This window comes from Pseudomonas sp. 382 (genome assembly GCF_002759075.1).
Taxonomy (GTDB): Bacteria; Pseudomonadota; Gammaproteobacteria; order Pseudomonadales; family Pseudomonadaceae; genus Aquipseudomonas; species Aquipseudomonas vlassakiae.
This window is the reverse complement of the sequence record NZ_PEMX01000047.1, coordinates 1-26,562: the sequence shown is the minus strand read 5'-3', so window position 1 is coordinate 26,562 and position 26,562 is coordinate 1. Positions and strand designations below refer to the sequence as shown.

Here is a 26,562-nt window from a genome sequence, read left to right as displayed (position 1 = left end):
CAACTCAAGCTCTGGTAATCCTAGCTAGAAAGCTCGCGCGGGTGGCATTCGCCCTGATGAAAAATCAGGACGAATACGTCACCAAAGGTGGGAAACTGGCTTGCTGAAAACCATAGAATCTCCCACAGGTGCATCAGAGCCCTTGAAGCCTGTGGTGTACCTGTGGGAGCGGGCGTGCCCGCGAAGGGGCCGGATGCATTTCTGGCAGGCAAAAAAAGGCGGGAAACGCCGGATGGGGTCGGCATTTCCCGCCTCAGAGTGAAGCAGAGGAGTCTGCAGCTTAGAACTTGGCTTCCAGGTCCACCTGCAGGGTGTCTACGTCGGCGTCGCTGTTCGGCAGGTTGGAGTAGTCGGTCTTGGCCATCATGTAGGCCGCACCGACGCCGAAGTTCTTGTCGATTTCATAACCGACCTTGAACTTGTGACCACGGGAACCGGTGAAGCCGTTACCGAAGTCGGAGTCGGTGAACAGGCTGACTACGCCGTTACGCTGGACGTCGCGGTAGTTGTAGTCCAGGCTCCAGGCGCCGATCTTGGACTTCAGGCCAGCCAGCCAGGCAGTGTCCTTGCCATCGGTGCTTTCGGTGTTCTTCACGTACTGGCCGTAAGCCGACAGCGGGATGGCGAAGCCGGTGAAATCGAGCTGGCCGAAGCCTTCCACGAGCTGGAACTCGTTGGTGGTGTTGCCCAGCGAGGCCAGGGCTGCCGAGGCCTTGTCGTTGTCGTAGCCATAGATACTGGCACCGACAGTGACCTTGACGGCGTCAGCCGCGTTGAACTTGGTCCCCAGCTGGGCAGCGTACAGCTGTGCGTCGTGCTTGTACTGCACGCCGTCGCCGTCGACGTTGTCCTTCAGGTTGTAGTGGCCGATGCTGCCGAAGACTTCGGCCGGGCCGGCGTTGGTCTTGTAAGTGACGGCCACGCCTTCCGGGTTGATATCGCTGTCCCAGATGATGTCGCCCATGCTCACCCACGGCTGCATCATCTTGCCGCCGATCAGGTGCAGGTTAGGGACGGCAGTCGGGTGCCAGTCGAGGTAGGCCAGGTCGACCCACAGCGATTTCTTCTCGAAGTAGTTGTCCAGGCTCTGGTTGGTCGAGCGGGCATCGGCGCTGCTGCCGGTGGCCACGCGCACACCGGCGTCGACCTGCGGATTGACCTCGCTGTAGAAGCCGACGCGGGCACGGACGCGTTCACGGTCCTGGTTGCCACTGCGGGCGATCGGGTTGTCGACGTTGACGTCTTCGTAACGCAGGCGTACATCACCTTTGATCTGGGTCTTGGCGGCCCATGCCACTTTTTGTTCGAAAGAGCTCATACGGTCGGACTGAGCTTTCTGGTCGGCCTTTTCCTTGGTTTCTTGTGCCAGGTCGCCCTGCAGTTCGTTGTACTGCGCCTGGTTGATCGAGCCATTGGCGCGGAGCATTTCGAGCAGCTTGGCGTCGACGGCCGCACTGGCCGGAGTACTCAGAGCCAGCATCATGCCGGTGAGGCTCACTCCGGTAAGTGTAGAAACAAGACGCATAAGGTTCTCCCTACTTGAAAGATTCGGGGAGGCTCAGCGCCCACCCCCATGTTGGCATGTCTTCGGAAAGGGCCTGACTAGACAGGTTCTAGGGTTCCGGAAAACAGGCGCAAGTATTGCGGGGGCGAATGACAGAATAATGTCCAATTAGTGGCACTGCTGTTAAGTAATTGAGAATGAAAGGCGAAACGGGCCGATGCTGATTTGAGCGATGGGCCTCTGTTGGCTGATACTGATGGCCTTGCACAGCGAGTCGAAAACGTGACCAGTCTCTACAGCCTTGCCCACCTGCGTGACCTGCCAGCGGCGACCTGGGATGCTTTGGTACCCCCTGGCCAACCGTTCCTGCGCCATGCCTTTCTCAGCGCCATGGAAGACAGCGGCAGCGTTGCCCGCAGCACCGGTTGGGCCGCCGAGCACCTGGTGCTGGAGCGTGACGGGCAGGTGCGTGCACTGCTGCCGGCCTATCGCAAATGGCATTCGTATGGCGAGTACGTGTTCGACCACGGTTGGGCCGATGCCTGCGAGCGTGCTGGCATCGCCTACTACCCCAAATTGCTCGGTGCCGTACCGTTCAGCCCGGTCAGCGGCCCGCGCCTGCTGGCGGCCGACGCTGCCGATGGCCTGCTGATGCTGCAGGCATTGCCGCAATATCTGGGCAAAGGCGGGTTGTCGGGGGCGCACATCAATTTCACCGACCCACAGCTGGATGCGCAGATGGCGGACCTGCCGGGCTGGATGGAGCGCCTCGGCTGCCAGTTTCACTGGCGCAATCACGGGTACCGCGATTTCCAGGATTTTCTCGACAGCCTCAGCTCACGCAAGCGCAAGCAGATGCGCAAGGAACGTGAGCAGGTGGCGGGGCAGGGCATCGATTTTCGCTGGTATCGCGGCGACGAGCTGGACGAGGCGCAGTGGGACTTTGTGTTCCTGTGCTATGCCAATACCTATGCGGTGCGCGGGCGTTCGCCCTATCTGACCCGGGCGTTCTTCAGCCTGCTGGCTGAACGCATGCCCGAGGCGGTAAGGGTGGTGATGGCGCGCCAGGGCGGGCGTGATGTGGCCATGGCCTTGAGCCTGGTCGGCGGCGACAGCCTGTTCGGCCGTTATTGGGGCTGCCTCGATGAGTTCGACCGGCTGCATTTCGAGACCTGCTTCTACCAGGGCATGGACTTTGCGATTGCCGAAGGGTTGCAGCGCTTTGATGCCGGGGCGCAGGGTGAGCACAAGCTGATTCGCGGGTTCGAGCCGGTGCTGACACGCTCGTGGCATTACCTGCTGCACCCGGGGTTGCGGCGGGCGGTGGAGGATTTTCTGCAGCAAGAGCGGGAAGGGGTAAGGGGGTACGCCGAGGACGCCAGGGCGATGCTGCCATTTCGTAAGGATTGAGAATTCTGCCGCCTGCGCTGGCCTCTTCGCGGGCACGCCCGCTCCCGCAGGATCACCACAGCTCTCAAAATCTGTGCAGTACCTGTGGCAGCGGGCGTGCCCGCGAAGAGGCCGGAACAGGACTCAGTCGACCCCGACAAAGCCCCCGGTCTGGTGATGCCACAAGCGGGCATACAACCCCCGCTGTTCCAGCAGCTCACTGTGGCTGCCACTCTCGACGATGCGCCCTTTGTCCAGCACCACCAGGCGGTCCATCCGGGCGATGGTCGACAGCCGGTGAGCGATGGCGATCACCGTCTTGCCTTGCATCAGCGTCTCCAGGCTTTCCTGGATGGCCGCCTCGACCTCCGAGTCCAGCGCCGAAGTGGCTTCGTCCATGATCAGGATCGGTGCATTCTTCAGCAGTACCCGGGCAATCGCGATGCGCTGGCGCTGGCCACCTGACAGTTTCACGCCACGCTCACCGACATGGGCATCGAAGCCAGTGCGGCCCTGGGCATCCGACAACTGCGGAATGAACTCGTCGGCCCGCGCCCGGCGCACGGCTTCGTGCAGCGCCGCTTCACTGGCGCCGGGGCGGCCATACAGCAGGTTGTCACGGATCGAACGGTGCAGCAGCGAGGTGTCCTGGGTGATCATGCCGATCTGGGCACGCAGGCTGGCCTGGCTGACCTCGGCGATGTCCTGGCCGTCGATGAGGATGCGCCCGCCCTGCACGTCGTACAGGCGCAGCAGCAGGTTGACCAAGGTCGACTTGCCGGCGCCGGACGGGCCGATCAGGCCGATCTTCTCGCCCGGGCGGATGTCCAGGTTGAGCCCTTCGATCACATTGGCTGCCTTGCCATAGTGGAAGTCGACGTCGTCGAAGCGCACCGCGCCGCGGCTGACCTTGAGTGGCGGCGCCTGGGGCTTGTCGGTCACCGTGACCGGCTGGGCGATGGTCTGCAGGCCATCCTGGACCATGCCGATGTTCTCGAAGATGCCGTTGACCACCCACATGATCCAGCCCGACATGTTGACGATGCGGATCACCAGGCCGGTCGCCAGGGCGATGGCACCCACAGTGATCAGCGACTGGCTCCACAGCCACAGGGCCAGGCCGGTGGTGGTGACGACCAGCAAGCCATTGAGGGTGGTGATGACCACGTCCATGCTGGTGACCACGCGCGCCGCCAACTGGGTTTTTTCAGTCTGTTCACGGATCGCTTCGCGCGCGTATTGCTGTTCGTAGTCGGTGTGGGCGAACAGCTTGAGGGTGGCGATGTTGGTGTAGCCATCGACGATGCGCCCCATCAGCTTGGAACGTGCATCGGAAGAGATCACCGAGCGCTCTTTCACCCGCGGCACGAAGTAGTACAGCGCGGCGATGTAACCGACGATCCATACCAGCAGCGGCAGCATCAGGCGCCAGTCGGCCTCGGCGAACAGCACCAGCGAGGTCACCGCGTAGATCAGCACATGCCATAGGGCATCCACGGCCTGCACGGCCGAGTCGCGCAGCGAGTTGCCGGTCTGCATGATGCGTTGGGCAATGCGCCCGGCAAAGTCGCTCTGGAAGAAGTTCAGGCTCTGCTTGAGCACATAGGTGTGGTTCTGCCAGCGGATCAGGCTGGTCATGCCCGGGTTGATGGTCTGGTGCACCAGCAGGTCGTGCAAGCCGAAGAAAACCGGCCGCAGCAGCAGGATCACCACCAGCATCCAGATCAGTTCGCCGCTGTGCTCGCTGAAGAAGTTGGCGTTGGGCGTGCCCTGGGCCAGGTCGATGATGCGGCTCAGGTAGCTGAACATCGCCACCTCGATCAGCGAGGCGAACAGGCCCACCACCAGCAGGGCGAGAAAGCTCGGCCAGACCTGGCGCAGGTAGTACAGGTAGAACGGCCAGACCTTGCCGGGCGGCGAGTCGCTGGGCGCGTCGCGGAAGATATCGATCAGTTGCTCGAAACGGCGGTACAGCATGGGTGACAAGACTCCTGTGCTACCCGACCCCGGAAGGTTTCACGTCCCTGTGAAACCTGTGGTCAGTCGATGCGTTTGGCGGACTTGATGAACACCGGGTCGGTCGGCACGTCGCGCATGCCTTTCTTCACGGTCGTTGGCGAGTTGACGATCTGGTCGACCACCTCCATGCCCTTGGTCACTTTGCCGAACACGGCGTAACCGGCGTCGCGGCCCGGGTTGAGGAAGTCGTTGTCGGCCACGTTGATGAAGAACTGGCTGGTGGCCGAGTTCGGGTTGGACGTGCGCGCCATGGCCAGGGTGCCGCGCGTGTTCTGCAGGCCGTTGCCGGCCTCGTTCTTGATCGGGTCCTTGGTGTCTTTCTGCACCATCTGCTCGGTAAAACCGCCGCCCTGGACCATGAAGCCCGGAATCACGCGGTGGAAGATGGTGTTGTTGTAGAAGCCGCTGTCTACGTACTGCAGGAAGTTCTTGGTACTGATCGGTGCCTTCTCGGCGTTGAGCTCGATTTCAACCTGGCCGAAGCTGGTGTCCAGCAGTACGTGCGGGGTCTTGTCGGAAGCCATGACGCTGGTGGCGAAGGCGACCGAGCAGGCGGTGAGCAGGAGTTTTTTCAGCATGGGCTCAATGATCCTTGAGAGGTGGAAGCGGCTGCGAGGAACTGCAGCAGGGTCTGGTTGAAGACCTCGGGTTGATCGAGGGGTGTAGCGTGCCGGGAATCGTCGATGACCACCAGCCTGGCGTGGGGCATCAGGGCGACGTAGCGCTCCTTGAGGTGTATCGGGGTGTAATCGTGGTCGGCGGCAATCACCAGCGTGGGACAGTGGATCTGCCCGATGCGTTCCTGCACGCCCCAGTCGACGATGGCGTCGAAGCTCTTGAGGTAGGCTCGCTTGTCGTTGCGTGCCCAGCGTTCGGCCATCTTCTTGCGCAGTTCGGCCTGCTCCGGCTTGGGGAACAGGCGTGCGGCCAGGCCTTGGCCGACCGTCTCGACACTGAGGATGCGCGCCAGGCCCCAGCGCTTGAGCCACCACAGCCAGTCGCTGCGAGTGCGGCGCTTGACTTCGGGGGCACTGTTGACGATGCACAGGCTGCGCAGCCATTGCGGGTGGTCCACGGCGAACTGGAACCCGACCATGCCACCCATGGACAGCCCGACGAAGTGCACCGGGCCAGTCTGCAGGTGCTCGAGCAGGGCCAGCAAGTCTGCGCTGAAGGTGGCGATCTGGTAACCGTCGCGTGGCTTGTCGGAGCGGCCGTGGCCGCGGATGTCCATGAGGATCACCCGGTAGCGGCGGCTCAGCTCGGGCACCTGCAGTTCCCAGTCCTGGCTGCTGGAGCCCAGGCCGTGCAGCAGCACCAAGGGCTCGCCCTGGCCATATTCCTGATAATGCAGCGAGCATCCTTCATGTTCGAAATAGGCCATGGGCGCGGTCCTCTCAGGCTTGTGGGGGGGCTGCGAAGGGCACGTCCAGCGGCGCAGTGTCGAAGTTACGCAGCAGGTCGATGAGAATCTGCGTGGCCGGGCCCAGGGTCTTCTCTTTGCTCGAATAAAGGTAGAACAGTGGGTGGCGGCTGCCACCCTGATCGAGCGGCAGCGGCTTCAGCACGCCGTCGTGCAGTTCACGCTCGATCATGTGCCGCGGCAACCAGGCAAAGCCCAGGCCGCTGCCGACGAATGTGGCGGCAGTGCCCAGGCTGCCGACTGTCCAGCGCTGCTCGGCGCCGAGCCAGCCAACGTCGCGCGGCTGGGCGCGACCGGAGTCGCGGATCACCACCTGCAACTGGCTTTCCAGATCCTGGAAGGTGATCTCCCGGCCCAGGCGATGCAGGCTGTGTTCGGGGTGGGCGACGGCGACGAACTCCACCGAACTCAGTTCAGTGCCCAGGTAGCCGCCAATGCTGTAGCTGCTGATGGCAAGGTCGGCGATGCCTTCGTGCATGACTTCCTCGACGCCGGACAGCACTTCTTCACGCAGGCGCACCCGGCAACCGCGGCTTTGCGGCATGAACGCTGCCAGGGCGCGCACCAGGCGGGCGCTGGGGTAGGCGGCATCGACCACCAGGCGCACTTCGGCTTCCCAGCCTTGCTCCATGTGGTGCGCCAGGTCTTCCAGCTGGCTGGCCTGCTTGACCAGGTGCCGCGAACGGCGCAGCAGTACGTTGCCGGCCTCGGTCAGTACCGCCTTGCGGCCATCAATGCGCAGCAGCGGCACACCCAGTTGCTCCTGCATGCGCGCCACGGTGTAGCTGACCGACGACTGCGAGCGGTGCAGGGCTTCGGCGGCCTGGGCAAAACCGCCATGGTCGACCACTGCCTGCAAGGTCCGCCACTGATCCAGGGTCACGCGCGGCGCTTTCATGTTTGGCTCCTGTTGTCCTAAGCTGCGCTCTTTCAAGGAGAGCGCCCCATGAAGAAATGTTGTGCGGCAATTTTGATGTGCCTGCCCCTCGGGGTCATGGCTTACCCCATCGATGTGGAGAAGGAACTGACCGGGGTCAAGCTGGACTACACCACCTACGACACGGCTTACGACATCGGCTCCATTACCCTGAACAACTATGGGCAAGTACCGGCGGCTTGCAAGGTGACCTTCCGCAATGGGCCTGAGGCGCCGCGAGTGCGCCGGGTCAACGTGCCGGCTGGCAAGCATGTCGATGTAACCGCCAAATTCAATCGGCAGATCATCAAGCTGCGCATCGCGCTGGACTGCACTGCACAATAAAACTGATTAATCGATAGATTGCACCCACTTTTTACGCTTTTTTATCGATAGGTCAAGCCTTAATCTCACCTCCATCGAATCGCAACCGTTTTTTGCCGATGGAGGCACCCATGTCCCGCGTACTGATCATCGAAAGCAGCGCTCGCCAGCAGGATTCCGTTTCCCGTCAACTGACCCGTGACTTCATCCAGCAGTGGCAAGCGGCGCACCCGGCCGACGAGATCACCGTACGTGACCTGGCGCTGAACCCGGTGCCGCACCTGGATGCCAACCTGCTTGGTGGCTGGATGAAGCCTGAAGAACAGCGCAGCGCTGCCGAACTGGAAGCCCTGGCCCGCTCCAACGTGCTGACCGATGAAGTGCTGGCGGCCGACGTGCTGGTGATGGCTGCACCGATGTACAACTTCACCATCCCCAGCACCCTCAAGGCCTGGCTGGACCACGTGCTGCGTGCCGGCATCACCTTCAAGTACACCCCGACCGGCCCGCAAGGCCTGCTCACCGGCAAACGCGCCATTGTCCTGACTGCCCGTGGCGGTATCCATGCCGGCGCCACCAGCGACCATCAGGAACCGTACCTGCGCCAGGTGATGGCCTTCATCGGTATCCACGATGTCGACTTCATCCATGCCGAAGGCCTGAACATGAGCGGCGAGTTCCACGAAAAAGGCCTGAACCAGGCCAAGGCCAAGCTGGCTGCGGTGGCCTGAGGCTCAACGAATTCCCATCCCTGACACCTGTTTTGCTCCTTGGGTGTACCTGCCCGGCCTGATGGCCGGGCTTTTTTATGCCTGGGATTCTTGCATCGCCTGTACCGGCCTCTTCGCGGGCACGCCCGCTCCCACAGGCACAGCACAACATTCAAGGCCTGTGCAGTCCCTGTGGGAGCGGGCGTGCCCGCGAAGAGGCCGGTACAGCCCCCACATTCCTCATGGTTGAACACAAAGGGCGCAACCCGCTAAGGTCGCGCCCTTGATCCACGAGAGGCAACCATGGGCTACCTGATAATCGTCGCGCTGATCCAGGCGTTTTCCTTCAACGTGATCGGCGAATACCTGGCCGGCCACGTCGACAGCTACTTCGCCGTGCTCGCGCGCGTCGTGCTGGCGGGCCTGGTATTCCTGCCGCTGACCCGCTGGCGCCAGGTCGAGCCGCGTTTCCTGCGCTCGATGCTGCTGATCGGCGCGCTGCAATACGGCATCACCTACGTCTGCCTGTACCTGAGCTTCCGCGTGCTGAGCGTGCCCGAAGTGCTGCTGTTCACCATCCTCACGCCGCTACACGTGACCCTGATCGAAGACGCCCTGAACCGGCGCTTCAACCCGTGGGCGCTGCTCGCGGCCCTGGTGGCGGTGGCGGGGGCAGGGGTGATCCGCTTCGACAGCATCAGCGGCGACTTCTTCATGGGCTTCCTGCTGCTGCAACTGGCCAACTTCACCTACGCTGCCGGCCAGGTGATGTACCGCCACCTGGTCGCCCGCCACCCCAGCGACCTGCCGCATTACAAGCGCTTCGGCTACTTTTACCTGGGCGCGCTGATCGTGGTGCTGCCGGCGTTCCTGCTGTTCGGCAACGCCCAGCACCTGCCGAGCACCAGCGTGCAATGGGCGGTGCTGCTGTTCCTCGGCCTGTGCCCGACGGCCCTGGGCCTGTACTGGTGGAACAAGGGCGCGTGCCTGGTCTCCGGCGCCACGCTGGCGGTGATGAACAACCTGCATGTACCGGTGGGGCTGTTACTGAACCTGCTGATCTGGAACCGCGACGAACCGCTTGGCCGGCTGCTGCTCGGTGGCGCGATCATCCTCGCATCGGTATGGCTGAGCCGCTTGGGCAACCGCATGACGGCGCCAGCGACCGGCAAGGCCTGACATGCACACCGTCTTGGTCATCGTCGCGCCGATCTTCGCCCTGATCCTGGTCGGCTTCCTGTGCCGCAAGACAGACAAACTCGGTGACAAGGCCGCCGCCGAGATCAACAAGATGGTGGTCTGGCTGTGCCTGCCGGCGTTGCTGTTCAAGGTCACCGCCACGGCAACCTGGAGCGAGATCTGGCACCCGGGGTTCATCGTCGCCTTCGGCGCCGGCGCGCTGGCGATGTTCGTCGTGACCCTGGCCTGGCGCCTTTACAGCGGCCACGGCCTGGTGGCGGCGAGCATCGACGGGCTCAGTGCCGGTTATGCCAATACCGGCTACATCGGCATCCCGCTGTGCCTGCTGCTGTTCGGCCAGCCGGGGCTGCAGCCGGCGCTGATCTCGTCATTGATCGTGGTGTGCCTGGTGTTCGCGATTTCCCTGACGCTGATCGAGATCGGCCTGCAGGAGGAGCGGCAGATCGGCCGCGCCATTTTGCTGGTGAGCAAGGCGCTGGCGAAGAATCCGCTGGTGATCTCGCCGCTGGCGGGGGCAGGGTGGGCCATGAGCGGTCTGGGGCTGGCCGAGCCGGTGATGCATTTTCTCGACATGCTGGCCTTGGCGACCACACCTTGCGCGTTGATCTCGCTGGGGGCATTTCTGGCTGAGAAACGCACCGGTTCGCAGGCAAGCCCGTGGCCGCTGGTGGCGCTGAAACTGATTGGTCAGCCGGCGTTGACCTGGGTATTGGCGTTCAAGGTGTTCAGCCTGCCGACCATGTGGGCGGCGTCGGCGGTGCTGCTGGCGGCGCTGCCGACCGGTACCGGGCCGTTCATGCTGGCGGAGTACTACAACCGCGAGGCGGGGCTGATTTCGCGGACGATCCTGTTGTCGACCGTGGCTTCCCTGATAACTCTGACCGGGCTGCTGTACCTGCTGGGCTATGCGGGTTAGCTGCCGGCCTCTTCGCGGGTTAACCCGCGAATGGGCTGTAAAGCAGCCCCGACTCTCTCAAGCCAGTTTGCTCATCTGGAACCAGCACGGGCCATTGGATAGCCTGACGTTATCAAGCAAGGCATGGCGCTGCCAGCTAAGACGCGTTCGTTAATAAACTCAAGCCCGGCCGGCGCCTACCCGATAATCATGAAAATAAAAATCGGGAGACCGGCGTGAAGCTAGAAACGCGAAGTATCGAATTCGTCCCACACGCTGAGCGTTATGGCACGCCCAAACGATTGTTCACCATCTGGTTCAGCTCCAACTTCCAGATAACCGCACTGATGGTCGGTACCCTGGGCGTTGCCTCGGGGCTGAGCTTTGCCTGGACCTTGCTGGCCCTGTTGGTCGGCAACCTGATCGGCACCGTGTTCATGGCCGCGCACTCTGCCCAGGGGCCGCACCTGGGCGTGCCACAGATGATCCAGAGCCGGGCCCAGTTCGGTGTCCATGGCGCGGCGCTGCCTTTGCTGGTGATGGTCACGGCCGCCGTACTGTTTCTCGCCGCCAGTGGCGTGCTGATGCGCAATGCCGTGCAGGCACTGGTGCCGATGAGCGACGACCAGGCCATCGTGGTCGTCGGTGTGCTGACCTTCGTCATCGGCTTTGTCGGGTACGAACTGATCCACCGCCTCGGGGCGTGGATGAGCCTGCTGTCGACACTGGTGTTTGCCGGCGCCCTGGTGCTGATCCTGCTGCACCCCGGCGACACCACAGGCACGACGGCAGTGACGACCGGTTTTTCATTCACCGCCTTCAACCTGATCGTGGCCCAGGCCGCGTCCTGGACGTTGGGCTATGGCCCCTATGTGGCGGATTATTCGCGCTACCTGCCGGCCAACGTCAACCCGCGTGCCACGTTCTGGGCCACCTATTGCGGTTGCGCGCTGGGCTCGTTCGCCATGATGGCGTTGGGCGCGCTGGTGGCTGTGCAATTACCCTCGGCACTGGGGCATGACCCTGCGACGGCCATTGCCGGGCTGTTTGGCCCGTGGGCGCCGTTGGCACTGGCCGTGATTGCGCTGGGGGTGATCCAGTACAACGTCTTGTGCCTCTACAGCGCCTACATGTCCTCGGTCACGATCTTCGGTGCCTTCAAGACCATCAGGCGCGTGACTGCGACAGCCAAGGCACTGGTGATGGCGGGCCTGACTGCTGCGGCAACGCTGATTGCCATCGCGACCCAACACAATTTCGATACGTTCTTCGCCGACATCCTGATCGGCCAGCTGTACCTGTTGATCCCCTGGAGCGCGATCAACCTGGTGGATTACTACTGGGTGTGCCGGGGCCAGTATGACGTGGGGGCGTTGTACGACGCCAAGGGGCGTTATGGCTGCTTCAATCGTCGAAGCCTGGCGGTGTATGCCGTATCGATCATCGGGACCATCCCGTTCATGAAGCTGTCGTTCTACACGGGCTTCGTGGCCGAGTGGCTGGGGGCGGATATCAGTTGGGCGATGGGCTTGATCCTGGCTGGTGCGCTGTACTGCATGGTAAACGCCCGGGAAAGCAGGCCGCTTCTGGCAAGCTAGGCCTCTGACTCGCCGTTGAGGCGTCAAGGGGCTGCAACGCAGCCCCCGGCCATCTCAAGCCTCGTTCATTTCTTCAAGGCGGCGCGGCATCGGCTCGGATGCCGCTCGCCCCGCCAGCCCCACGCGCATGTCATTGCCACTCGGCTGCTGATACAAGCTCAGGCCAAATTCCGGCAACACCGCCAGCAGGTAATCGAAGATATCCCCCTGGATCCGCTCGTAATCGGCCCACACCGTGGTGGTGGTAAAGCAGTAGATCTCCAGCGGCACGCCTTCGGCGGTGGTCTGCATCTGCCGCACCATGCAGGTCATGTTCGGGTGCACGTTGGGGTGCTTCTTCAGGTAGGCCAGGGCAAAGGCGCGGAAGGTGCCGATGTTGGTCAGCCTGCGGCGGTTGGCCGACAGCTCCGCTACCGGCCCCAGCGCTTCGTTCCAGGCCAGCAGTTCCTGGCGCTTGCCGGCCAGGTAGTCACTCAGCAGGCTCACCTGGCTCAGGCGCTGTTCTTCGTCCGGGGTCAGGAAGCGCACACCTGCGGCATCGATGAACAGGCTGCGCTTGATGCGCCGGCCACCGGACTGCTGCATGCCGCGGTAGTTGCGGAACGACTCGCTCATCAAGCGCCAGGTCGGGATCGAGACGATGGTCTTGTCGAAGTTCTGCACCTTGACCGTGTGCAGGGTGATATCCACGACATCGCCATCGGCACCGACCTGTGGCATCTCGATCCAGTCGCCCACGTGCAGCATGTCGTTGCTGGTCAGTTGCACGCTGGCGACGAACGACAGCAGCGTGTCCTTGTACACCAACAGCAGCACCGCCGACATCGCACCCAGGCCAGACAGCAGCAACAGCGGCGAGCGGTCGATCAGGGTGGCGACGATGACGATCGAGGCGAAGATCCACAGCATCATCTTGGCCAGCTGCACGTAGCCCTTGATCGAGCGGGTGCGGGCGTGTTCGGTGCGGGCGTAGATGTCCAGCAGGGCATCGAGCAGGCACGACAGCGCCATGGTCATGAACAGCAGGGTGAAGGCCAGGGCAAGGTTGCCGAGGAAGTGCTGGGCGGTGTCGGACAGCTCCGGTACCAGTTTCAGGCCGAACTGGATGACCAGTGACGGGGTGGTCTGGGCCAGGCGATGGAAGACTTTGTTGTGGCGCAGGTCGTCGAGCCACTTGAGTGCCGTCTGCCGGGCCAGCAGGCGAGCGCCGTGCAGCACCAGGAAGCGTGCCAGGCGCCCGAGCACCAGTGAAACCAGTAGCAGTACGGCCAGGCCGATAGAGGCGTGAAGCAGCGGATGTTGATCGAGGGTGCCCCACAGGTCGAGGCTGTCACGCCAGATGCGTTGGATGTCCATGAGCTTGTAAACCGGTCTATTGCAGCAAAACGAAGCGCCATTAGAGCGCGGAAGCCGACGAAGTTGCCAAAAGAAATTCGGCTAAGGCGGCAGAAAACGTTACCCTATGCAACTGAATTTCCCGCACTTGCCTGAGGTTACCTCCGTGTTCTCCCAATTCGCCCTGCATGAACGCCTGCTTAAAGCCGTGGCCGAGCTTAAATTTGTCGAGCCAACCCCGGTGCAGGCCGCGGCCATCCCCCTGGCCCTGCAAGGGCGCGACCTGCGCGTGACCGCGCAGACCGGCAGCGGCAAGACCGCGGCATTCGTCCTGCCGCTGCTCAACCGCCTGGTCGACCTGAAAGGCGGGCGCGTCGAGATCCGCTCGCTGATCCTGCTGCCGACCCGCGAGCTGGCCCAGCAGACCCTCAAGCAAGTGCAGCTGTTCTCGCAGTTCACCTATATCAAGGCCGGCCTGGTCACTGGCGGTGAAGACTTCAAGGAGCAGGCCGCCATGCTGCGCAAGGTGCCGGACGTGCTGATCGGCACCCCGGGCCGCCTGCTCGAGCACCTCAACGCCGGCAACCTCGACCTGTCCCACGTGCAAGTGATGATCCTCGACGAAGCCGACCGCATGCTCGACATGGGCTTCGCCGAAGACATGGAGCGCCTTTGCAAGGAGTGCGAGAACCGCGAGCAGACCCTGCTGTTCTCCGCCACTACCGGCGGCGCGGCCCTGCGCGACATTATCGGCAAGGTCCTGAAAAACCCTGAGCACCTGATGCTCAACAGCGTCTCGCAGCTGGCAGAGGGCACCCGCCAGCAGATCATCACCGCCGACCACGACCAGCATAAAGAGCAGATCGTGCAGTGGCTGCTGGCCAACGAGACCTTCGACAAGGCGATCATCTTCACCAACACCCGCGCCCTGGCCGACCGCATCTATGGTCACCTGGTGGCCAAGGACGTGAAGGCCTTCGTGCTGCACGGCGAGAAGGACCAGAAGGACCGCAAGCTGGCCATCGAGCGCTTCAAGCAGGGCAGCTCCAAGGTACTGGTGGCCACCGACGTGGCGGCCCGTGGCCTGGACATCGACGGCCTGGACCTGGTGATCAACTTCGACATGCCGCGCAGCGGTGACGAGTACGTGCACCGTGTGGGCCGTACCGGCCGTGCCGGTGGCGAGGGCCTGGCGATCTCGCTGATCACCCACAATGACTGGAACCTGATGTCCAGCATCGAGCGCTACCTCAAGCAGCAGTTCGAGCGCCGGGTGATCAAGGAAGTCAAAGGCACCTACAGCGGGCCGAAGAAGGTCAAGGCCTCGGGCAAGGCGGCGGGTGCCAAGAAGAAGAAGGTCGACAAGAAGACTGGCGAGAAGAAAGCCGCTGCCAAGCGCAAGCCGACCGCCAAGCCACGGCCGAATGCACCGCTGGCCAGCGCCGATGGCCTGGCACCGCTGAAGAAGCGCAAGCCGGCAGCTGAGTAAGGCTCAATAGCGGTGCTGGCCTCTTCGCGGGCAAGTCGGATCGCGAAGAGGCCAGCACAGGCCAATACTTATTCAGCCTTTTTCTCCGCCTGTTTCAGCTCCTTGATCCGCTTGTCGATCAACTGGCACTTGTCGGGCAAATCCTTGCTCGCCGTCCCCAGCTCCATCCCCTGCAGTTCGTCATTGATCTCCTTGGCCTTCTGCGGGTTCTGCTCGGTCAGCTGACTGACCAGTCCGGCCAGCTCCTCCCGTTTCTGAGTTGCCTCTTCCGGCGTGCAGGCCCAGGCGGGCAGGGCGCAGCACAGGGCGGTGGCACAGGCGATGCGCAGCAGCGGTTTCATCCTTTCTACCTCCGGCGGTGGTGTTGCCCGGTGGAGGCGCGTGCCGGCGAGTTGGTTCAGCCCCAACGACCGACGGCTACAACCCCGAAGTACTAGTACCGCGATCCCCCTGGGCCCCAGTTTGAAGTCGTAGCGGAGCCTCGCCAGGCACTTGTTCAGGCAGCTTCCGCTTCATGCTGTAGTCCTTTTCCCAAAGCCTCCTGGCGCTATTGAAGGGCGAGCAATTGCCCTCTAGTCTCGCCATCAAACAGGAGGTATCGTATGTACAGATGTAAATACGGAGCGTCCCATGTTCTTTGAGTGGGACGAAGCAAAGAACCAGATCAACATCCGCAAACACGGCATCGATTTCTGCGATGTACCGGATATGTTCAATCACCCGATGCTGATTCGCCGGGATGATTGTCCGGGCCACGATGAGGAGCGCTGGGTCAGCCTTGGCTGGTTGAAGTGCCTGATAGGCGTTGTCGTCTACACGGAAAGGCAGGGTGATGTCATTCGAATCATCTCTGCGCGAAAAGCCACCAGATGGGAGGCCAAAAATTATGACCAAAACATCGAAAACTGATTGGAGTCGCTTGGCTCAACAGAGTGACAGGGACATCGACACCTCTGATATCCCCGAACTGGGAGAAGACTTTTTCCGTGAAGCCGAATTGCGCGTTCCAGCCAAGCAGACGGTTACCATACGCCTGGATTCTGATGTTCTTGCCTGGTTCAAGGAGCAGGGAGCCGGATATCAGACCCGGATCAACCAGCTGCTGCGCCAATACATGCAGGCGCAACAACGCCAGCGCTGATAGGTACGCAATGGTTACGTCCGCCCCTTCTCCATGAACAGTGCCGAAGGGGAGGTGATGCATTAATGGGCCAGATGTGGTTTGGCAGCCATGTCGACAGCAAATAGTTTCTACCTTTTGCCACCTGATACACGATGTGAGCCACCTTGTTTCAGCCTGTTCCAGTTGCGGATTTAGCCGTAGTCCAATTCGGCAACGTTCGTGTCTGGATAACTTTTGGAACACTCCCGCCTGCCAACAGGTCCCAACCTGTGTACCCCCTTCGTCCACAGCAGGAGGCCATCTCCATGAGCAGCACCTACGACTGGGACCTGATCGAGCGTTTGCTGCACGAAGTGCAGAACGGCGCCGGTCACAGCTTCACGCCACGCCCCTATGCCGAGCAGCACGCTGCGGCGCTGGCCGCCAAGGGCCAGCCGGTGGGTGACCTGGACCATTTGAAGACCCGTGCGTGCGAATACGAGAAGCTACTGTTCGAGCGCGGTTTCATAGAGACTCGGCCTCCGGAAGACGGCGGCAATGGCGAGAACTTCGTGCTCACCGAGCGTGGTTCGCGCTTGCTCAGCCTGATCGACAGCAGCATCCCCGGCTTCGAGCACCCGCGCCAAGTGCTGGATGAACAAGAAGATGCGCTGGATGAAACCACCTTCGAGCACGTTTCGGCCAAGGCACAGATCGCTTGAGGTCGCTTTGAGGCTGGCAAGGGCGGGCAGGGAAACCCGATAATCGGTATTCCTTGACCACTGCCGAGCCCTTGCCGATGCCCTCGACCACCCAAAAGGCCCGCCCATGAGCGCGGCCCGCAAGAACCCCGACGCCTTTGCCTTCCAGGTGATGCTGGGCCTGTGCCTGATCTGGGGCTGCCAGCAGGTGCTGATCAAGACGGCGGCGGTGGACATCGCGCCGGTGATGCAGGCTGCGCTGCGTAACTGCATCGCTGCGGTGCTGGTGGGGCTGATGATCTGCTGGCGCGGTGGCTGGGAACAGGTGGGCAGCACCTGGCGGGCGGGGCTCGTGGCCGGTGGGCTGTTCGGCCTGGAGTTCCTGTTCATCGCCGAGGGCCTGAAGCTGACCTCCGCAGCGCACATGTCGGTGTTCCTCTATACCGCCCCCGTGTTCACTGCGCTGGGCCTGCACTTCATGCTGCCCAGTGAGCGGCTGCGGTTGTTGCAGTGGCTGGGGATTCTATTGGCCTTTGCCGGCATCGCGATGGCATTTGCCGGCGGCATGTCGTTCGCCGAAATGGATGGGCGGATGCTGTTGGGAGACGCCTTTGGCGTACTTGCCGGGCTGGCCTGGGGCGCGACCACGGTGGTGGTACGTGGCTCGCGCCTTTCGGAAGCACCCGCGACTCTGACCTTGTTCTACCAACTGGCGGTGGGCTTTGCCGGTTTGCTGCTGATCGCCCTGGTCAGCGGGCAAATTGGCGATGTGACATTCACGCCGCTGGCGGTGGGCAGCGTACTGTTCCAGGGGATCGTGGTGTCGTTTGTCAGTTACCTGACCTGGTTCTGGTTGTTGCGCAAGTACCTGGCTTCCAACCTGGCGGTGTTTTCGTTCATCACCCCATTGTTCGGCGTAACCTTCGGCGTGGTGCTGTTGGGTGAGCCGTTGAGTCTGAATTTTGTGCTTGGGGCGGTCATGGTACTGCTGGGGGTGATCCTCGTGAGTGCCGAGCCTTGGGTGAAGCAGCAACTGCGTAAGTTTGTGGGGTGAAGGTTGCCAGTACCGGCCCTTTCGCGGGCACGCCCGCTCCCACAGTGATCCTGTGGGAGCGGGCGTGCCCGCGAAAGGGCCGGTACTGCAAGCCTTGAAAGTTCAGGCTACCCGAGTCGCCGCCGGGCAATCTTGAAGGCTGCGGCCACCGGTCAGCACCAGTACGCCCGCGACCCCCAGGCCCATCGCAGCCAGCACCAGCGCCGGCTGCAAACTTCCGCTGTAGTGGTTGCTCAACGCCGCCAGCAACGGCCCACTCAACTGCCCCAGGGCAAAGCACGCGGTCAGTAGCCCGGCATTGCGCTGTGTGGCGTGCGGAGCCAGTTCCCGCGAGCGTTGCATCACCAGCTGCATGCACGCCAGGAAAGGCCCGCCGCACAGCACCACGCCCAAGGCCAGGCCAACGCCACCTCCCATCAGGCAGGCTAGTACCCCCAACCCTTGCAACCACAAGGTGACCGTCAGCCAGGCCGAAGTGCGGCGTCCCCGTCGCAGGCTCACCAGCACCACACCCAGTGCCGCCGCCAGGCCGAACGCCGGCCAGAACAGGTCGGCCATCCAGTGGCCGCGAAACTGCTGGTTGGCCATCTGCGACAGGAAGGTGGCCGGCAGGATGTAGCCCACGCCGTACAGGGCATAGACCAGGCCCAGGCGACCGATACCGAGGCTGCGGTTCGGGCCTTGTTGCGCGGCGGCGGGCACCACGGCCGTTTGCAGGGCACCAGGCAGCCAAGGGCGCACGGCCAAGAGCATGACCAGCGCCGCAACGGCATAGATCAGCCAGAGTGCCGCCGAACCGAGCCCCAGCAGATGGGCAGCCAATGCCAGCAGACCAGTCAGTGCGATGCCCAGCCCAGGCCCGGCGAACACCAGCGCCCCAAGGCGCTGGCGGTTGTGAGCATTGGCCACTTGCTGGCTGAGGCTGGTGATCATCACCAGTACCCAGGCACTGGCCACGCCAGTGCCGAAGCGCAGCAGCAGATGGCTCCAGAAACCGTCCGCCGCCCACGAGGCCAGGGTCAGCAGCACGCACAGCCACAGGCCACCATGCAGGCGCAGTTTCACCTGGTTGGGCCGCCGGGCATACATGGCGTCCACGGCGCCGAGGAAGTAACCCAGGTAGTTGGCTGCCGCCACCAGCCCGGCGGCGGTCAGGTCGAACTGCCCTTCGGCGATCAGTTGCGGCAGTTGCGGGGTGAGGGCGAAGCGGCCGATGCCCATGGCCATCATCAGGGCCACGGCGCTGGCCAGCAGTTGAACGAGCGGCGACATGAGAACTCTCCTGCGCGAAGCGATGCGATGGATGGCAGGTTAGGGCGGATTGACTTTCAATAAAATTGAATAATGATGATCAAGTTGTTCTGTTTTGGAGAATGTCATGGAGTTCAGCCAACTGCGCATCTTCCAGGCCGTGGCCGAGGAAGGTTCGGTGACCCGCGCCGCCGAGCGCCTGCACCGGGTGCCGTCGAACCTGTCGACGCGCCTGCGCCAGCTCGAAGAGCAACTGGGGGTGGAATTGTTCCTGCGCGAACGCCAGCGCTTGCAACTGTCGCCCGCTGGCAAGGTGCTGCTGGATTATGCCAACCGTCTGTCGGCGCTGCGTGATGAAGCCGTGGCGGCGGTGCAAGGCGGCCAGCCGGCCGGCGATTTCGTGCTGGGCACCATGTACAGCACTGCCGCCATCCACTTGCCGGCGTTGTTGGCGCGCTATCACCAGCAATACCCGGCGGTGAACCTGCAGGTACAGGCAGCCCCCAGCGGCGATCTGCTTGAAGGCCTGCTAAGCCATCGCCTGGATGCCGCACTGGTGGACGGCCCGCCAAGCCTGGCCGGGCTTGATGGTGTGCCGCTGTGCGATGAAGTGCTGGTCTTGATCACCAGCCCGGAACACCCGGCGGTGCGCAGTGCCAGGGACGTGGCCGGCAAGGCGGTGTTCACCTTCCGCCAGGGCTGTTCCTACCGTATGCGCCTGGAGGCCTGGTATGCCCATGACCATACGCCGATGGGGCGGGTGATGGAAATCGAGTCGTACCAGAGCATGCTGGCCTGCGTGATTGCGGGTGCGGGCGTGGCCTTGATGGCGCAATCGATGCTCGACAGCCTGCCTGGGCGTGATCGAGTCAGCGCGCATCGGTTGCATTCACCCTTCGATCACGCAGAAACCTGGTTGATGTGGCGCCAGGGCATGCGCGGGGCGAATTTGCAGGCCTGGATCGATCTGCAACAAACCGAAACGATTAACCAGTCGTCGGAATGCGCCGTTTCCGCTTGATCCGCGTCAATCTAGCCCATATCTGTAGGAACAAGAGCATGCGTAGTACAGGACATCGGACTATGATCTGTATGAAACATCGCAGGATTGAATTTGCCGTGAGGCTGACCCGTCAAGGGGGCATTATGAAAAACCAAATGTTCAACTGGCTCCACGACCTGGCCGTCGCCTTGGGGCTGATTCCACCACCTTTGCAGCCGGTGCCGATCCCGACTGATGAAGAGCAGCGCAAGCGCCAGCCGCGTCGTCGCTGAACTGCGAAAGGCCGCAGCTCTGTCCGATGCTGCGGCCTTTTTGTTTGTGCTGCATTTGAGTTATGTGCTGCGGACCTTCGCGGGTTCACCCGCGAAGAGGCCAGTACAGACTGGCAAATCAGGCCAGCTTCACTTCACCCAGCGGCTTGCGCGACAGCACGCTCACCAGCACGAAGCTCACCAGGCCAACCGCCAGGCTGTAGTAGATCGGCGTGTTGGCATCCAGCCCGTCCTTGAACATGAAGAACAATGCGGTGGCGAAGCCCAGCGACATGCTGGCAATGGCGCCTGCAGTGGTTGCACGCTTCCAGAAGATCGCCCCGATCAGCGGGATCAGCATGCCGCCGACCAGCAGGTTGTAGGCCAGGGTCAGGGCGCTGATCACATCGTTCACCGCCATGGCGATGCCCAGCACCACCAGGCCGGTAATCAGGGTGAACAGGCGGCTGACGCCCAGGCTCGACTGCTTGCCGCCACGCAGCTTGGGCAGCAGGTCTTCGGTCAAGGTGGTCGAGGCTGCCAGCAAGCCGGCACTGGCGGTCGACATCATGGCCGCCAGGGCGGCTGCCATCAGCAGGCCACGAATGCCTTCCGGCAACTGGCCCTTGATCATCTCGGCAAAGGCGTTGTTCGGGTTGGCCAGGTCCGGCATCAGCACATGGGCGGACATGCCGATCAGGGCGCAAGCCAGGCCGTACAGCACGCAGTACACACCGGCGGTGGTGCCGGCGCGCTGGCAGACCTTTTCGTCACGGGCAGTGAATACCCGCTGCCAGATGTCCTGGCCAATCAGGATGCCGAAGAAGTAGATCAGGAAGTAGGTGATGATGGTGTCCCAGCCGATGGTGGTCCAGCTGAAGCTGGCCGCCGGCAGCTTGGCCACCAGGGTATCCCAGCCACCGGCCTTGTACAGGCAGATCGGCAGCAGGATGAACATCAGGCCAACGGTCTTGATCACGAACTGGACGATGTCGGTCAGGGTCAGCGACCACATGCCACCGATGGTCGAATAGATCACCACCACACCGCCGCCGAGCAGCAGCGACGCCCAGAAGGGCAGGTCGAGCAGCACTTGCAGCACGGTTGCCATGGCCAGGGTCGAGGTGACGCCGATCATCAGCGCATAGGCCAGCATGATCGCCGCGCTGGCCTGGCGGGCCATGGGGTTGTAGCGTCGTTCCAGCACCTGGGTGACGGTGAAGATCTTCAGGCGCAGCAACGGTTTGGCCAGGAACAGGTTGAGGGCGATGATGCCCAGGCCCAGGGCGGCACACAGCCAGAAGCCAGAGATGCCATGGACGTAGCCCAGGCGCACGGTGCCGACGGTGGAGGCGCCGCCGAGCACGGTGGTGGCCATGGTGCCCATGTACAGGGTCGGGCCGAGGTTGCGCCCGGCCACGAGGTAGTCTTCGTGGGTTTTAGCGCGCCGCATGCCATACCAGCCCAGCCCGAGCATGCCGACGGTATAGATCATTACAACAATGATGTCCAAGGCCATTGGGGGTCTCCCGATTATCTTTATTATGGCGAGATCGACCGCAAGGCGGGTTCACGGCGCCCGGCGGTCTTGTCTTGTGTTGGCGGGCCTCTATGGCCCTCCCTCATGGCTCCTGCCGGGTCTGTAGGAGCGGCCTTGCGTCGCGAAAGGGCCGCGCAGCGGCCCCGGCAATCTATGCGGTGCCGCCAAATCCGGGGGCCGCTTTGCGGCCCTTTCGCGACACAAGGCCGCTCCTACAAGGGTGTTGCAAATGCCGGCGGTCAGCGACGCACGACGCCCGGCAGTACGCAGAGCATCTCGAACAGCAGGTTGGCGCCAAGCAGCGAGGTGTTGCCGGTGGTGTCGTAAGGCGGGGAGACTTCGACCAGGTCACAGCCGATCAGGTCCAGGCCGTGGCAGCCGCGAATGATCTCCATCGCCTGGATGGTGGTCAAGCCGCCGATTTCCGGGGTGCCGGTGCCAGGGGCCCAGGCCGGGTCGATGCCGTCGATGTCGAACGAGAGGTACACCGGGCCACCGCCGACCTTTTCGCGCACTTCGGCCATCAGCGGTTCCAGCGACTTGTGCCAGCACTCTTCGGCCTGCACCACGCGGAAGCCCTGGCGGCGGCTCCAGTTGAAGTCGTCGGCGGTATAGCCCTGGGCGCGCAGGCCGATCTGCACCACGCGGTCGCAATCGAGCAGGCCTTCTTCCACGGCGCGGCGGAAGGTGGTGCCGTGGGCGATCTTCTCGCCAAACATGTGGTCGTTGACGTCGGCGTGGGCATCGATGTGCACCAGGCCGATCTTGCCGTGCTTTTTGTGCAGGGCGCGCAGGATCGGCAGGGTGATGGTGTGGTCGCCCCCCAGGGTCAACGGGATGACGTTGTGTTCGACGATCTCGTCGTAGGCCTGTTCGATGATGCGCACGGCGTCGAGCAGGTTGAACGTGTTGATCGCCACGTCACCGATGTCGGCCACCGACAGCGAGTCGAACGGAGCGGCACCGGTGGCCATGTTGTACGGGCGGATCATCACCGATTCGGCGCGGATCTGCCGCGGGCCGAAACGGGTGCCGGAGCGCAGCGAGGTACCGATGTCCAGTGGTACGCCGATGAACGCGGCGTCAAGGCCTTCGGCGCTTTGCAGGTGGGGGAGACGGAGCATGGTGGCGATGCCGCCGAAACGCGGCATTTCGTTGCCGCCCAGTGGTTGGTGGAGAACTTTGTCCACGGTGGGCCTCATCAGTCGGTCGATTGTTCTGTTTGTTCGAACCTGTGCCGCCGCACGCCTTTCAGCTTCGTATATGCCGGCGGGCAGGGCCATTTCGGCCAAGTCTGCGCAAGGTAGTGCGTGAGAAAAATCGCTACCGGCAAATACTTACTTCAGGAATTTCTGAACTATCGAGCACAGGAGCGGTTAGACTGCGCGCAAATACCCTGCGGAACCGTTGCCCATGGCCTCGACCTTGCCCGACCTGAAACTGCTGCGCATTTTCGTCAGCGTGGTGCGCCACCAGGGGTTCGCCAATGCCCAGCGCGAACTCAACCTGTCGACCTCGGCCATCAGTACCTACATGAGCCAGCTCGAAGGCGCCCTGGGGATCGTGCTGTGCCACCGTGGCCGGGGCGGCTTCAGCCTGACCAGCAAGGGCGAGCTGTTCCATCAGGAGACCCTGCGCCTGCTGGCCGAGCTGGACGGTTTCGAACAGTACGCCGCAGCGCTCAAGGGCGAGCTGCGCGGCACTCTCAACCTGGGAGTGATCGACTCCACCGTTGGCGACCAGGCGCTGCCCTTGGCCGAGGCCATCGGGGCCTATAGCCAGGAACACCCGGCGGTCCACCTGCACCTGTCGGTGTCCAGCCCCTACGAATTGCAACTCGGTGTGCAGGACAATCGTCTGGACCTGGCCATTGGTGCGTTTTCTTCACGCATGAGCGGCTTGCTTTATCTGCCGCTATACCGCGAGCAGCATTGGTTGTATTGCAGTAGCCGGCACCCGTTGTTCGCCGAGCGGCGCATCCCCGAGCAGGTGGTGACGCAGCAGCGCATGGTGGGGCGTGGCTACTGGAGCCAGGCCGAACTGGCCCGGCACGGGTTCAAGCACAGTGCGGCGACGGTGGAAAGCATGGAGGCGCAGCTGATCCTGATTCTCTCGGGCGCCTACATCGGCTACCTGCCCGAGCACTACGCCCAGGCTTGGGTCGACAAGGGCGACCTGAGGGTGTTATCGCCAGCTACTTTCGGGTATCAGGCCCCATTCTCGCTGATCGTGCGCAGGGGGCGTAGTCGTGAGCCGCTGATTCAAACATTCCGGGACTTGCTCAAGAGCCAGTTGAATGTCGGTTGAAGGATGTTTCGTAGGACAATCCGACTGAGTGCGCTAAATAAATTTTCAAATTAGCCGCTAACCCCTCCACGCTCTGCTAGATATTTAGTTGCGCTGCACCCTCAATACCCCCTCTTCGAAGGACCGTTCAAGATGCGCATGAACTTGCCCGTCACTGAGCACGAAAGAACCTTTCCCCACGAGCAGCGCCTGATCTCCACCACGGACCTCAATAGCCGCATCACCTACTGCAATGACGCCTTCGTCGCGATCAGCGGTTTTACCTACGACGAACTGGTTGGCCAGCCACATAACCTGGTGCGTCATCCTGACATGCCCCCCGCCGTATTCGGCCACATGTGGGAGACCATCAAGCAAGGCAAACCCTGGATGGGGGTGGTCAAGAACCGCGCCAAGAACGGCGATCACTATTGGGTCAGCGCCTATGTCACGGCGATCTACGAAAATGGTCGCATCAGTGGCTACGAGTCGGTGCGTTCGGTGCCGACCCGCGAGCAGATCCGCCGTGCCGAAGCCCTGTACGCGCGGCTGCGCGCGGGCAAGTCGCCGGCGCCCTGGGCAGCCCGGTTGGCGCGTGGCGTGGCCCACGGCGGGCCGTTGATCGGCGCCGGCCTGCTGTCGGCTGCCGGCTACCTCTGGCTGGCGCCATATCTGGCGCTGGGCGTGCTGATGACCAGCTTGCTGGTGGCCTGGTACCTGATCGAGCGCCAGCAAGGCCGAACGATCCGCCGCACGCTTGCGGAGCACCCGAAGGCGTTCACCAGCCCCCTGGTGGCCCTGACCTACAGTGACAATCCTGGCCTGCTGGGCCAGCTCGACCTGGCCATCATCAGCGAAGAAGCGCGCCTGCAAACCGCGCTTACTCGCCTGGTGGACGCCGGTGTGGGGGTCAAGTCGCGGGCCGCTCAGTCGGCCGACCTGTCCGATGCCCAGGCGCAGATGCTCGACCGCCAGCGCAGCGAGACCGACCAGTCGGCCACGGCCATCGCCCAGATGGCCGCGACCATCCAGGAGGTCACCCACAACGTGCAAAGCACGGCCCATGCTGCCGGTGACGCCGACCAGCTGGCCCAGCACGGCAGCGAGCTGGCGCAGCAGAGCCTGAAGGCCATGGGCAGCATGAACGAGGCGGTCAGTGATATCGGTCAGGCGGTCAACGCCCTGGCCGAGCAGACCCAGTCGATCGGCAGTGTGGTCGATGTGATCACTTCGATTGCCGAGCAGACCAACCTGCTGGCGCTCAACGCCGCGATCGAGGCAGCCCGCGCCGGCGAGCAGGGCAGGGGCTTTGCCGTGGTCGCCGACGAGGTGCGTTCGCTGGCGCAGCGCACACGTGCTTCCACCGACGAAATCCATCAGATCATCGCCTCGCTGCGTGCTGGCGCCGAGCGTGCAGTGAGCACTGCCAGCCGCGGCGAGCAGATCTCGCGCGACAGTGTGCAAAGTGTCGAGGCGGTGCAAACGGCGCTGGCAGGCATTGCCCAGGCGGTCAGCCGCATTACCGGCATGAGCCAGCAGATGGCCACGGCGTCGGAACAGCAGAGCCATGTGGCCGAGGATATCAATCAACAGATCGTGCGCATTGCCCAACTGTGCGACCAGTCGGCGGGGCAGGCCAAACAGGGGGCCGAGATCAGTCAGGACCTGGAACGGATGGCCGAGTATCTGCATAGCCTGGCAGAGCGGTTCAACCGCTGAAGGCTTTGGGGCCCGCAAAGCGGGCCCAAACTTCCAGCCTGTGGCAAAATCCCTCCGCCAACGGAGACCCCCATGCCCAGACCCCGCTGCGAACGCTGCCAGCGCCCGCTCGACCATTGCCTTTGCCCACTGATCCCCAGCCTGGAAAGCCGCACCCGCGTGGTCCTGCTGCAGCACCCCAGTGAAACCGCCCACGCCTTGAACACCGCCCGCCTGGCCGCCCTGGGCCTGGTCAATGCCGAACTGCGGGTCGGCGAAGTGTTCACTGACCTTGGCGAGCTGTTGGCCAGCCCAGGCTATCGGCCTGTGCTGCTGTTTCCGGGCGAACAGGCGCAAGCGCTGACGGCCTACGGCGAAACGGACGACAGGCCATTGATGCTGATCGTCCCCGACGGCACCTGGCGCAAGGCACGCAAGCTGCTGTACCTGAATCCGCTGCTCGACGCGCTGCCTCGCGTGACCTTGACCGAGGTGGCGCCTTCACGCTACCGCCTGCGCAAGGCACCGGAGCCGGGGGCGGTGTCGACCCTCGAGGCGGTGGTGCAGGCGTTGAACGTGCTGGAACAACCCGTGAATTTCGATGACCTGTTGCGGCCGTTCGAGGCGTTGATCGAAGGGCAGATCAAGGCCATGGGCGCCGAGACATTTGCCCGTAATCATGGGTGAGGGTTGAGGTCATGCTTTTTCTGTGCCGGCCTGTTCGCGGGCATGCCCGCTCCCACAGTATGGACTGCCCCCAAGAAGTTGGACACCAATCCAACCCTTGGGGGATTCATGGCCAAGTACACTGAGCAGTTCAAGCTCACAGCAATCACTGCCTATTTGGATGGCAGCAACGGTTTCCGTACGGTAG

General features: G+C 62.9%; 26 protein-coding genes and 1 pseudogene. 17 read left to right on the top strand and 10 right to left on the bottom strand.

Features of this window, described 5'->3' with window-relative positions; genetic code table 11:
* Positions 1–107, top strand: a pseudogene (locus CQW31_RS31875) (IS110 family transposase); the annotation flags it as partial.
* Positions 108–280: 173 nt separating this feature from the next.
* Here CQW31_RS31875 and CQW31_RS28510 read toward each other — a convergent pair.
* Complete coding sequence (locus tag CQW31_RS28510) at positions 281–1,525, bottom strand: putative porin (protein WP_099815974.1); 1,245 nt, start codon at positions 1,523–1,525, stop codon at positions 281–283.
* A gap of 261 nt (positions 1,526–1,786) precedes the next feature.
* On the opposite strand from CQW31_RS28510, the gene CQW31_RS28505 reads away from it, so the two are divergent.
* Positions 1,787–2,914 carry a GNAT family N-acetyltransferase gene (locus CQW31_RS28505; RefSeq protein WP_054885729.1) on the top strand — a complete coding sequence of 376 codons (1,128 nt, stop codon included), beginning with the start codon at positions 1,787–1,789 and terminating at the stop codon, positions 2,912–2,914.
* Positions 2,915–3,037: 123 nt separating this feature from the next.
* Here CQW31_RS28505 and CQW31_RS28500 read toward each other — a convergent pair whose 3' ends face one another.
* The 4 genes from CQW31_RS28500 to CQW31_RS28485 all read right to left on the bottom strand — a co-directional run bounded on the left by CQW31_RS28500 (position 3,038) and on the right by CQW31_RS28485 (position 7,233).
* On the bottom strand, positions 3,038–4,870 hold the full coding sequence (locus CQW31_RS28500; RefSeq protein ID WP_099815973.1) for an ABC transporter ATP-binding protein: 1,833 nt from the start codon (positions 4,868–4,870) through the stop codon (positions 3,038–3,040).
* Between the two features lie 62 nt (positions 4,871–4,932).
* Complete coding sequence (locus tag CQW31_RS28495) at positions 4,933–5,490, bottom strand: peptidylprolyl isomerase (RefSeq protein ID WP_054885686.1); 558 nt, start codon at positions 5,488–5,490, stop codon at positions 4,933–4,935.
* Positions 5,484–6,296, bottom strand: coding sequence for an alpha/beta fold hydrolase (locus CQW31_RS28490; protein ID WP_054885685.1), 813 nt, complete (start codon positions 6,294–6,296; stop codon positions 5,484–5,486). Before CQW31_RS28490 ends, CQW31_RS28495 begins: the two co-directional genes overlap by 7 nt.
* Positions 6,297–6,309: 13 nt before the next feature.
* Positions 6,310–7,233, bottom strand: coding sequence for a LysR family transcriptional regulator (locus tag CQW31_RS28485; RefSeq protein WP_027918709.1), 924 nt, complete (start codon positions 7,231–7,233; stop codon positions 6,310–6,312).
* A gap of 48 nt (positions 7,234–7,281) precedes the next feature.
* Between CQW31_RS28485 and CQW31_RS28480 the strand changes: the two genes are divergently transcribed.
* The 5 genes from CQW31_RS28480 (at position 7,282) to CQW31_RS28455 (ending at position 11,978) form a co-directional block, all read left to right on the top strand.
* Positions 7,282–7,596, top strand: coding sequence for a 3-phosphoglycerate kinase (locus CQW31_RS28480; protein WP_099815972.1), 315 nt, complete (start codon positions 7,282–7,284; stop codon positions 7,594–7,596).
* A gap of 110 nt (positions 7,597–7,706) precedes the next feature.
* Positions 7,707–8,306, top strand: coding sequence for an FMN-dependent NADH-azoreductase (locus tag CQW31_RS28475; protein WP_054885683.1), 600 nt, complete (start codon positions 7,707–7,709; stop codon positions 8,304–8,306).
* A 282-nt stretch (positions 8,307–8,588) separates the two neighbouring features.
* The gene (locus CQW31_RS28465; protein WP_099815970.1) at positions 8,589–9,464 is read left to right on the top strand and encodes a carboxylate/amino acid/amine transporter; all 876 of its coding nucleotides are present in this window, start codon (positions 8,589–8,591) and stop codon (positions 9,462–9,464) included.
* A gap of 1 nt (position 9,465) precedes the next feature.
* On the top strand, positions 9,466–10,401 hold the full coding sequence (locus CQW31_RS28460) for an AEC family transporter (RefSeq protein WP_099815969.1): 936 nt from the start codon (positions 9,466–9,468) through the stop codon (positions 10,399–10,401).
* Between the two features lie 215 nt (positions 10,402–10,616).
* Entirely contained in the window at positions 10,617–11,978 is a 1,362-nt protein-coding gene (locus CQW31_RS28455; protein WP_054885680.1) for a cytosine permease, read from the top strand.
* 54 nt (positions 11,979–12,032) lie between these two features.
* On the opposite strand, the gene CQW31_RS28450 is transcribed toward CQW31_RS28455, so the two are convergent.
* On the bottom strand, positions 12,033–13,334 hold the full coding sequence (locus CQW31_RS28450) for a mechanosensitive ion channel family protein (RefSeq protein ID WP_099815968.1): 1,302 nt from the start codon (positions 13,332–13,334) through the stop codon (positions 12,033–12,035).
* A gap of 106 nt (positions 13,335–13,440) precedes the next feature.
* On the opposite strand from CQW31_RS28450, the gene CQW31_RS28445 reads away from it, so the two are divergent.
* Positions 13,441–14,802, top strand: a complete 1,362-nt coding sequence (locus tag CQW31_RS28445; protein ID WP_099815967.1) for a DEAD/DEAH box helicase — start codon at positions 13,441–13,443, stop codon at positions 14,800–14,802.
* Between the two features lie 68 nt (positions 14,803–14,870).
* On the opposite strand, the gene CQW31_RS28440 is transcribed toward CQW31_RS28445, so the two are convergent.
* Positions 14,871–15,143, bottom strand: a complete 273-nt coding sequence (locus tag CQW31_RS28440) for a hypothetical protein (RefSeq protein ID WP_054885677.1) — start codon at positions 15,141–15,143, stop codon at positions 14,871–14,873.
* Positions 15,144–15,432: 289 nt separating this feature from the next.
* Between CQW31_RS28440 and CQW31_RS28435 the strand changes: the two genes are divergently transcribed.
* The 4 genes from CQW31_RS28435 to CQW31_RS28420 all read left to right on the top strand — a co-directional run bounded on the left by CQW31_RS28435 (position 15,433) and on the right by CQW31_RS28420 (position 17,659).
* On the top strand, positions 15,433–15,711 hold the full coding sequence (locus CQW31_RS28435; protein WP_054885676.1) for a BrnT family toxin: 279 nt from the start codon (positions 15,433–15,435) through the stop codon (positions 15,709–15,711).
* Positions 15,689–15,943 carry a BrnA antitoxin family protein gene (locus tag CQW31_RS28430; RefSeq protein WP_054885675.1) on the top strand — a complete coding sequence of 85 codons (255 nt, stop codon included), beginning with the start codon at positions 15,689–15,691 and terminating at the stop codon, positions 15,941–15,943. Before CQW31_RS28435 ends, CQW31_RS28430 begins: the two co-directional genes overlap by 23 nt.
* 287 nt (positions 15,944–16,230) lie before the next feature.
* Positions 16,231–16,626: a hypothetical protein gene (locus tag CQW31_RS28425; RefSeq protein WP_054885674.1), complete on the top strand. Its 396-nt coding sequence runs from the start codon at positions 16,231–16,233 to the stop codon at positions 16,624–16,626.
* A 106-nt stretch (positions 16,627–16,732) separates the two neighbouring features.
* Positions 16,733–17,659, top strand: a complete 927-nt coding sequence (locus tag CQW31_RS28420) for a DMT family transporter (protein WP_099815966.1) — start codon at positions 16,733–16,735, stop codon at positions 17,657–17,659.
* Between the two features lie 102 nt (positions 17,660–17,761).
* On the opposite strand, the gene CQW31_RS28415 is transcribed toward CQW31_RS28420, so the two are convergent.
* Positions 17,762–18,931 (bottom strand): MFS transporter, encoded by a 1,170-nt coding sequence (locus CQW31_RS28415; protein ID WP_099815965.1) that lies wholly within the window; start codon positions 18,929–18,931, stop codon positions 17,762–17,764.
* Positions 18,932–19,037: 106 nt separating this feature from the next.
* Between CQW31_RS28415 and CQW31_RS28410 the strand changes: the two genes are divergently transcribed.
* Positions 19,038–19,931, top strand: coding sequence for a LysR family transcriptional regulator (locus CQW31_RS28410; RefSeq protein ID WP_099815964.1), 894 nt, complete (start codon positions 19,038–19,040; stop codon positions 19,929–19,931).
* 125 nt (positions 19,932–20,056) lie between these two features.
* Positions 20,057–20,185, top strand: a complete 129-nt coding sequence (locus tag CQW31_RS31985) for a PA1414 family protein (protein WP_256215799.1) — start codon at positions 20,057–20,059, stop codon at positions 20,183–20,185.
* Between the two features lie 118 nt (positions 20,186–20,303).
* Here CQW31_RS31985 and CQW31_RS28405 read toward each other — a convergent pair whose 3' ends face one another.
* A complete protein-coding gene (locus CQW31_RS28405) occupies positions 20,304–21,683 on the bottom strand; it encodes a sodium:solute symporter (RefSeq protein ID WP_054885671.1) in 1,380 nt (459 codons plus the stop codon).
* Positions 21,684–21,943: 260 nt separating this feature from the next.
* A complete protein-coding gene (gene speB / locus CQW31_RS28400; protein WP_054885670.1) occupies positions 21,944–22,894 on the bottom strand; it encodes an agmatinase in 951 nt (316 codons plus the stop codon).
* Between the two features lie 223 nt (positions 22,895–23,117).
* On the opposite strand from speB, the gene CQW31_RS28395 reads away from it, so the two are divergent.
* From CQW31_RS28395 to CQW31_RS28385, 3 genes are all read left to right on the top strand, one after another.
* The gene (locus CQW31_RS28395; RefSeq protein ID WP_054885669.1) at positions 23,118–24,011 is read left to right on the top strand and encodes a LysR family transcriptional regulator; all 894 of its coding nucleotides are present in this window, start codon (positions 23,118–23,120) and stop codon (positions 24,009–24,011) included.
* Between the two features lie 132 nt (positions 24,012–24,143).
* A complete protein-coding gene (locus CQW31_RS28390) occupies positions 24,144–25,709 on the top strand; it encodes a PAS domain-containing methyl-accepting chemotaxis protein (RefSeq protein ID WP_099815963.1) in 1,566 nt (521 codons plus the stop codon).
* Positions 25,710–25,781: 72 nt separating this feature from the next.
* The gene (locus CQW31_RS28385; protein WP_099815962.1) at positions 25,782–26,375 is read left to right on the top strand and encodes a tRNA-uridine aminocarboxypropyltransferase; all 594 of its coding nucleotides are present in this window, start codon (positions 25,782–25,784) and stop codon (positions 26,373–26,375) included.
* Positions 26,376–26,562: the final 187 nt, after the last annotated feature.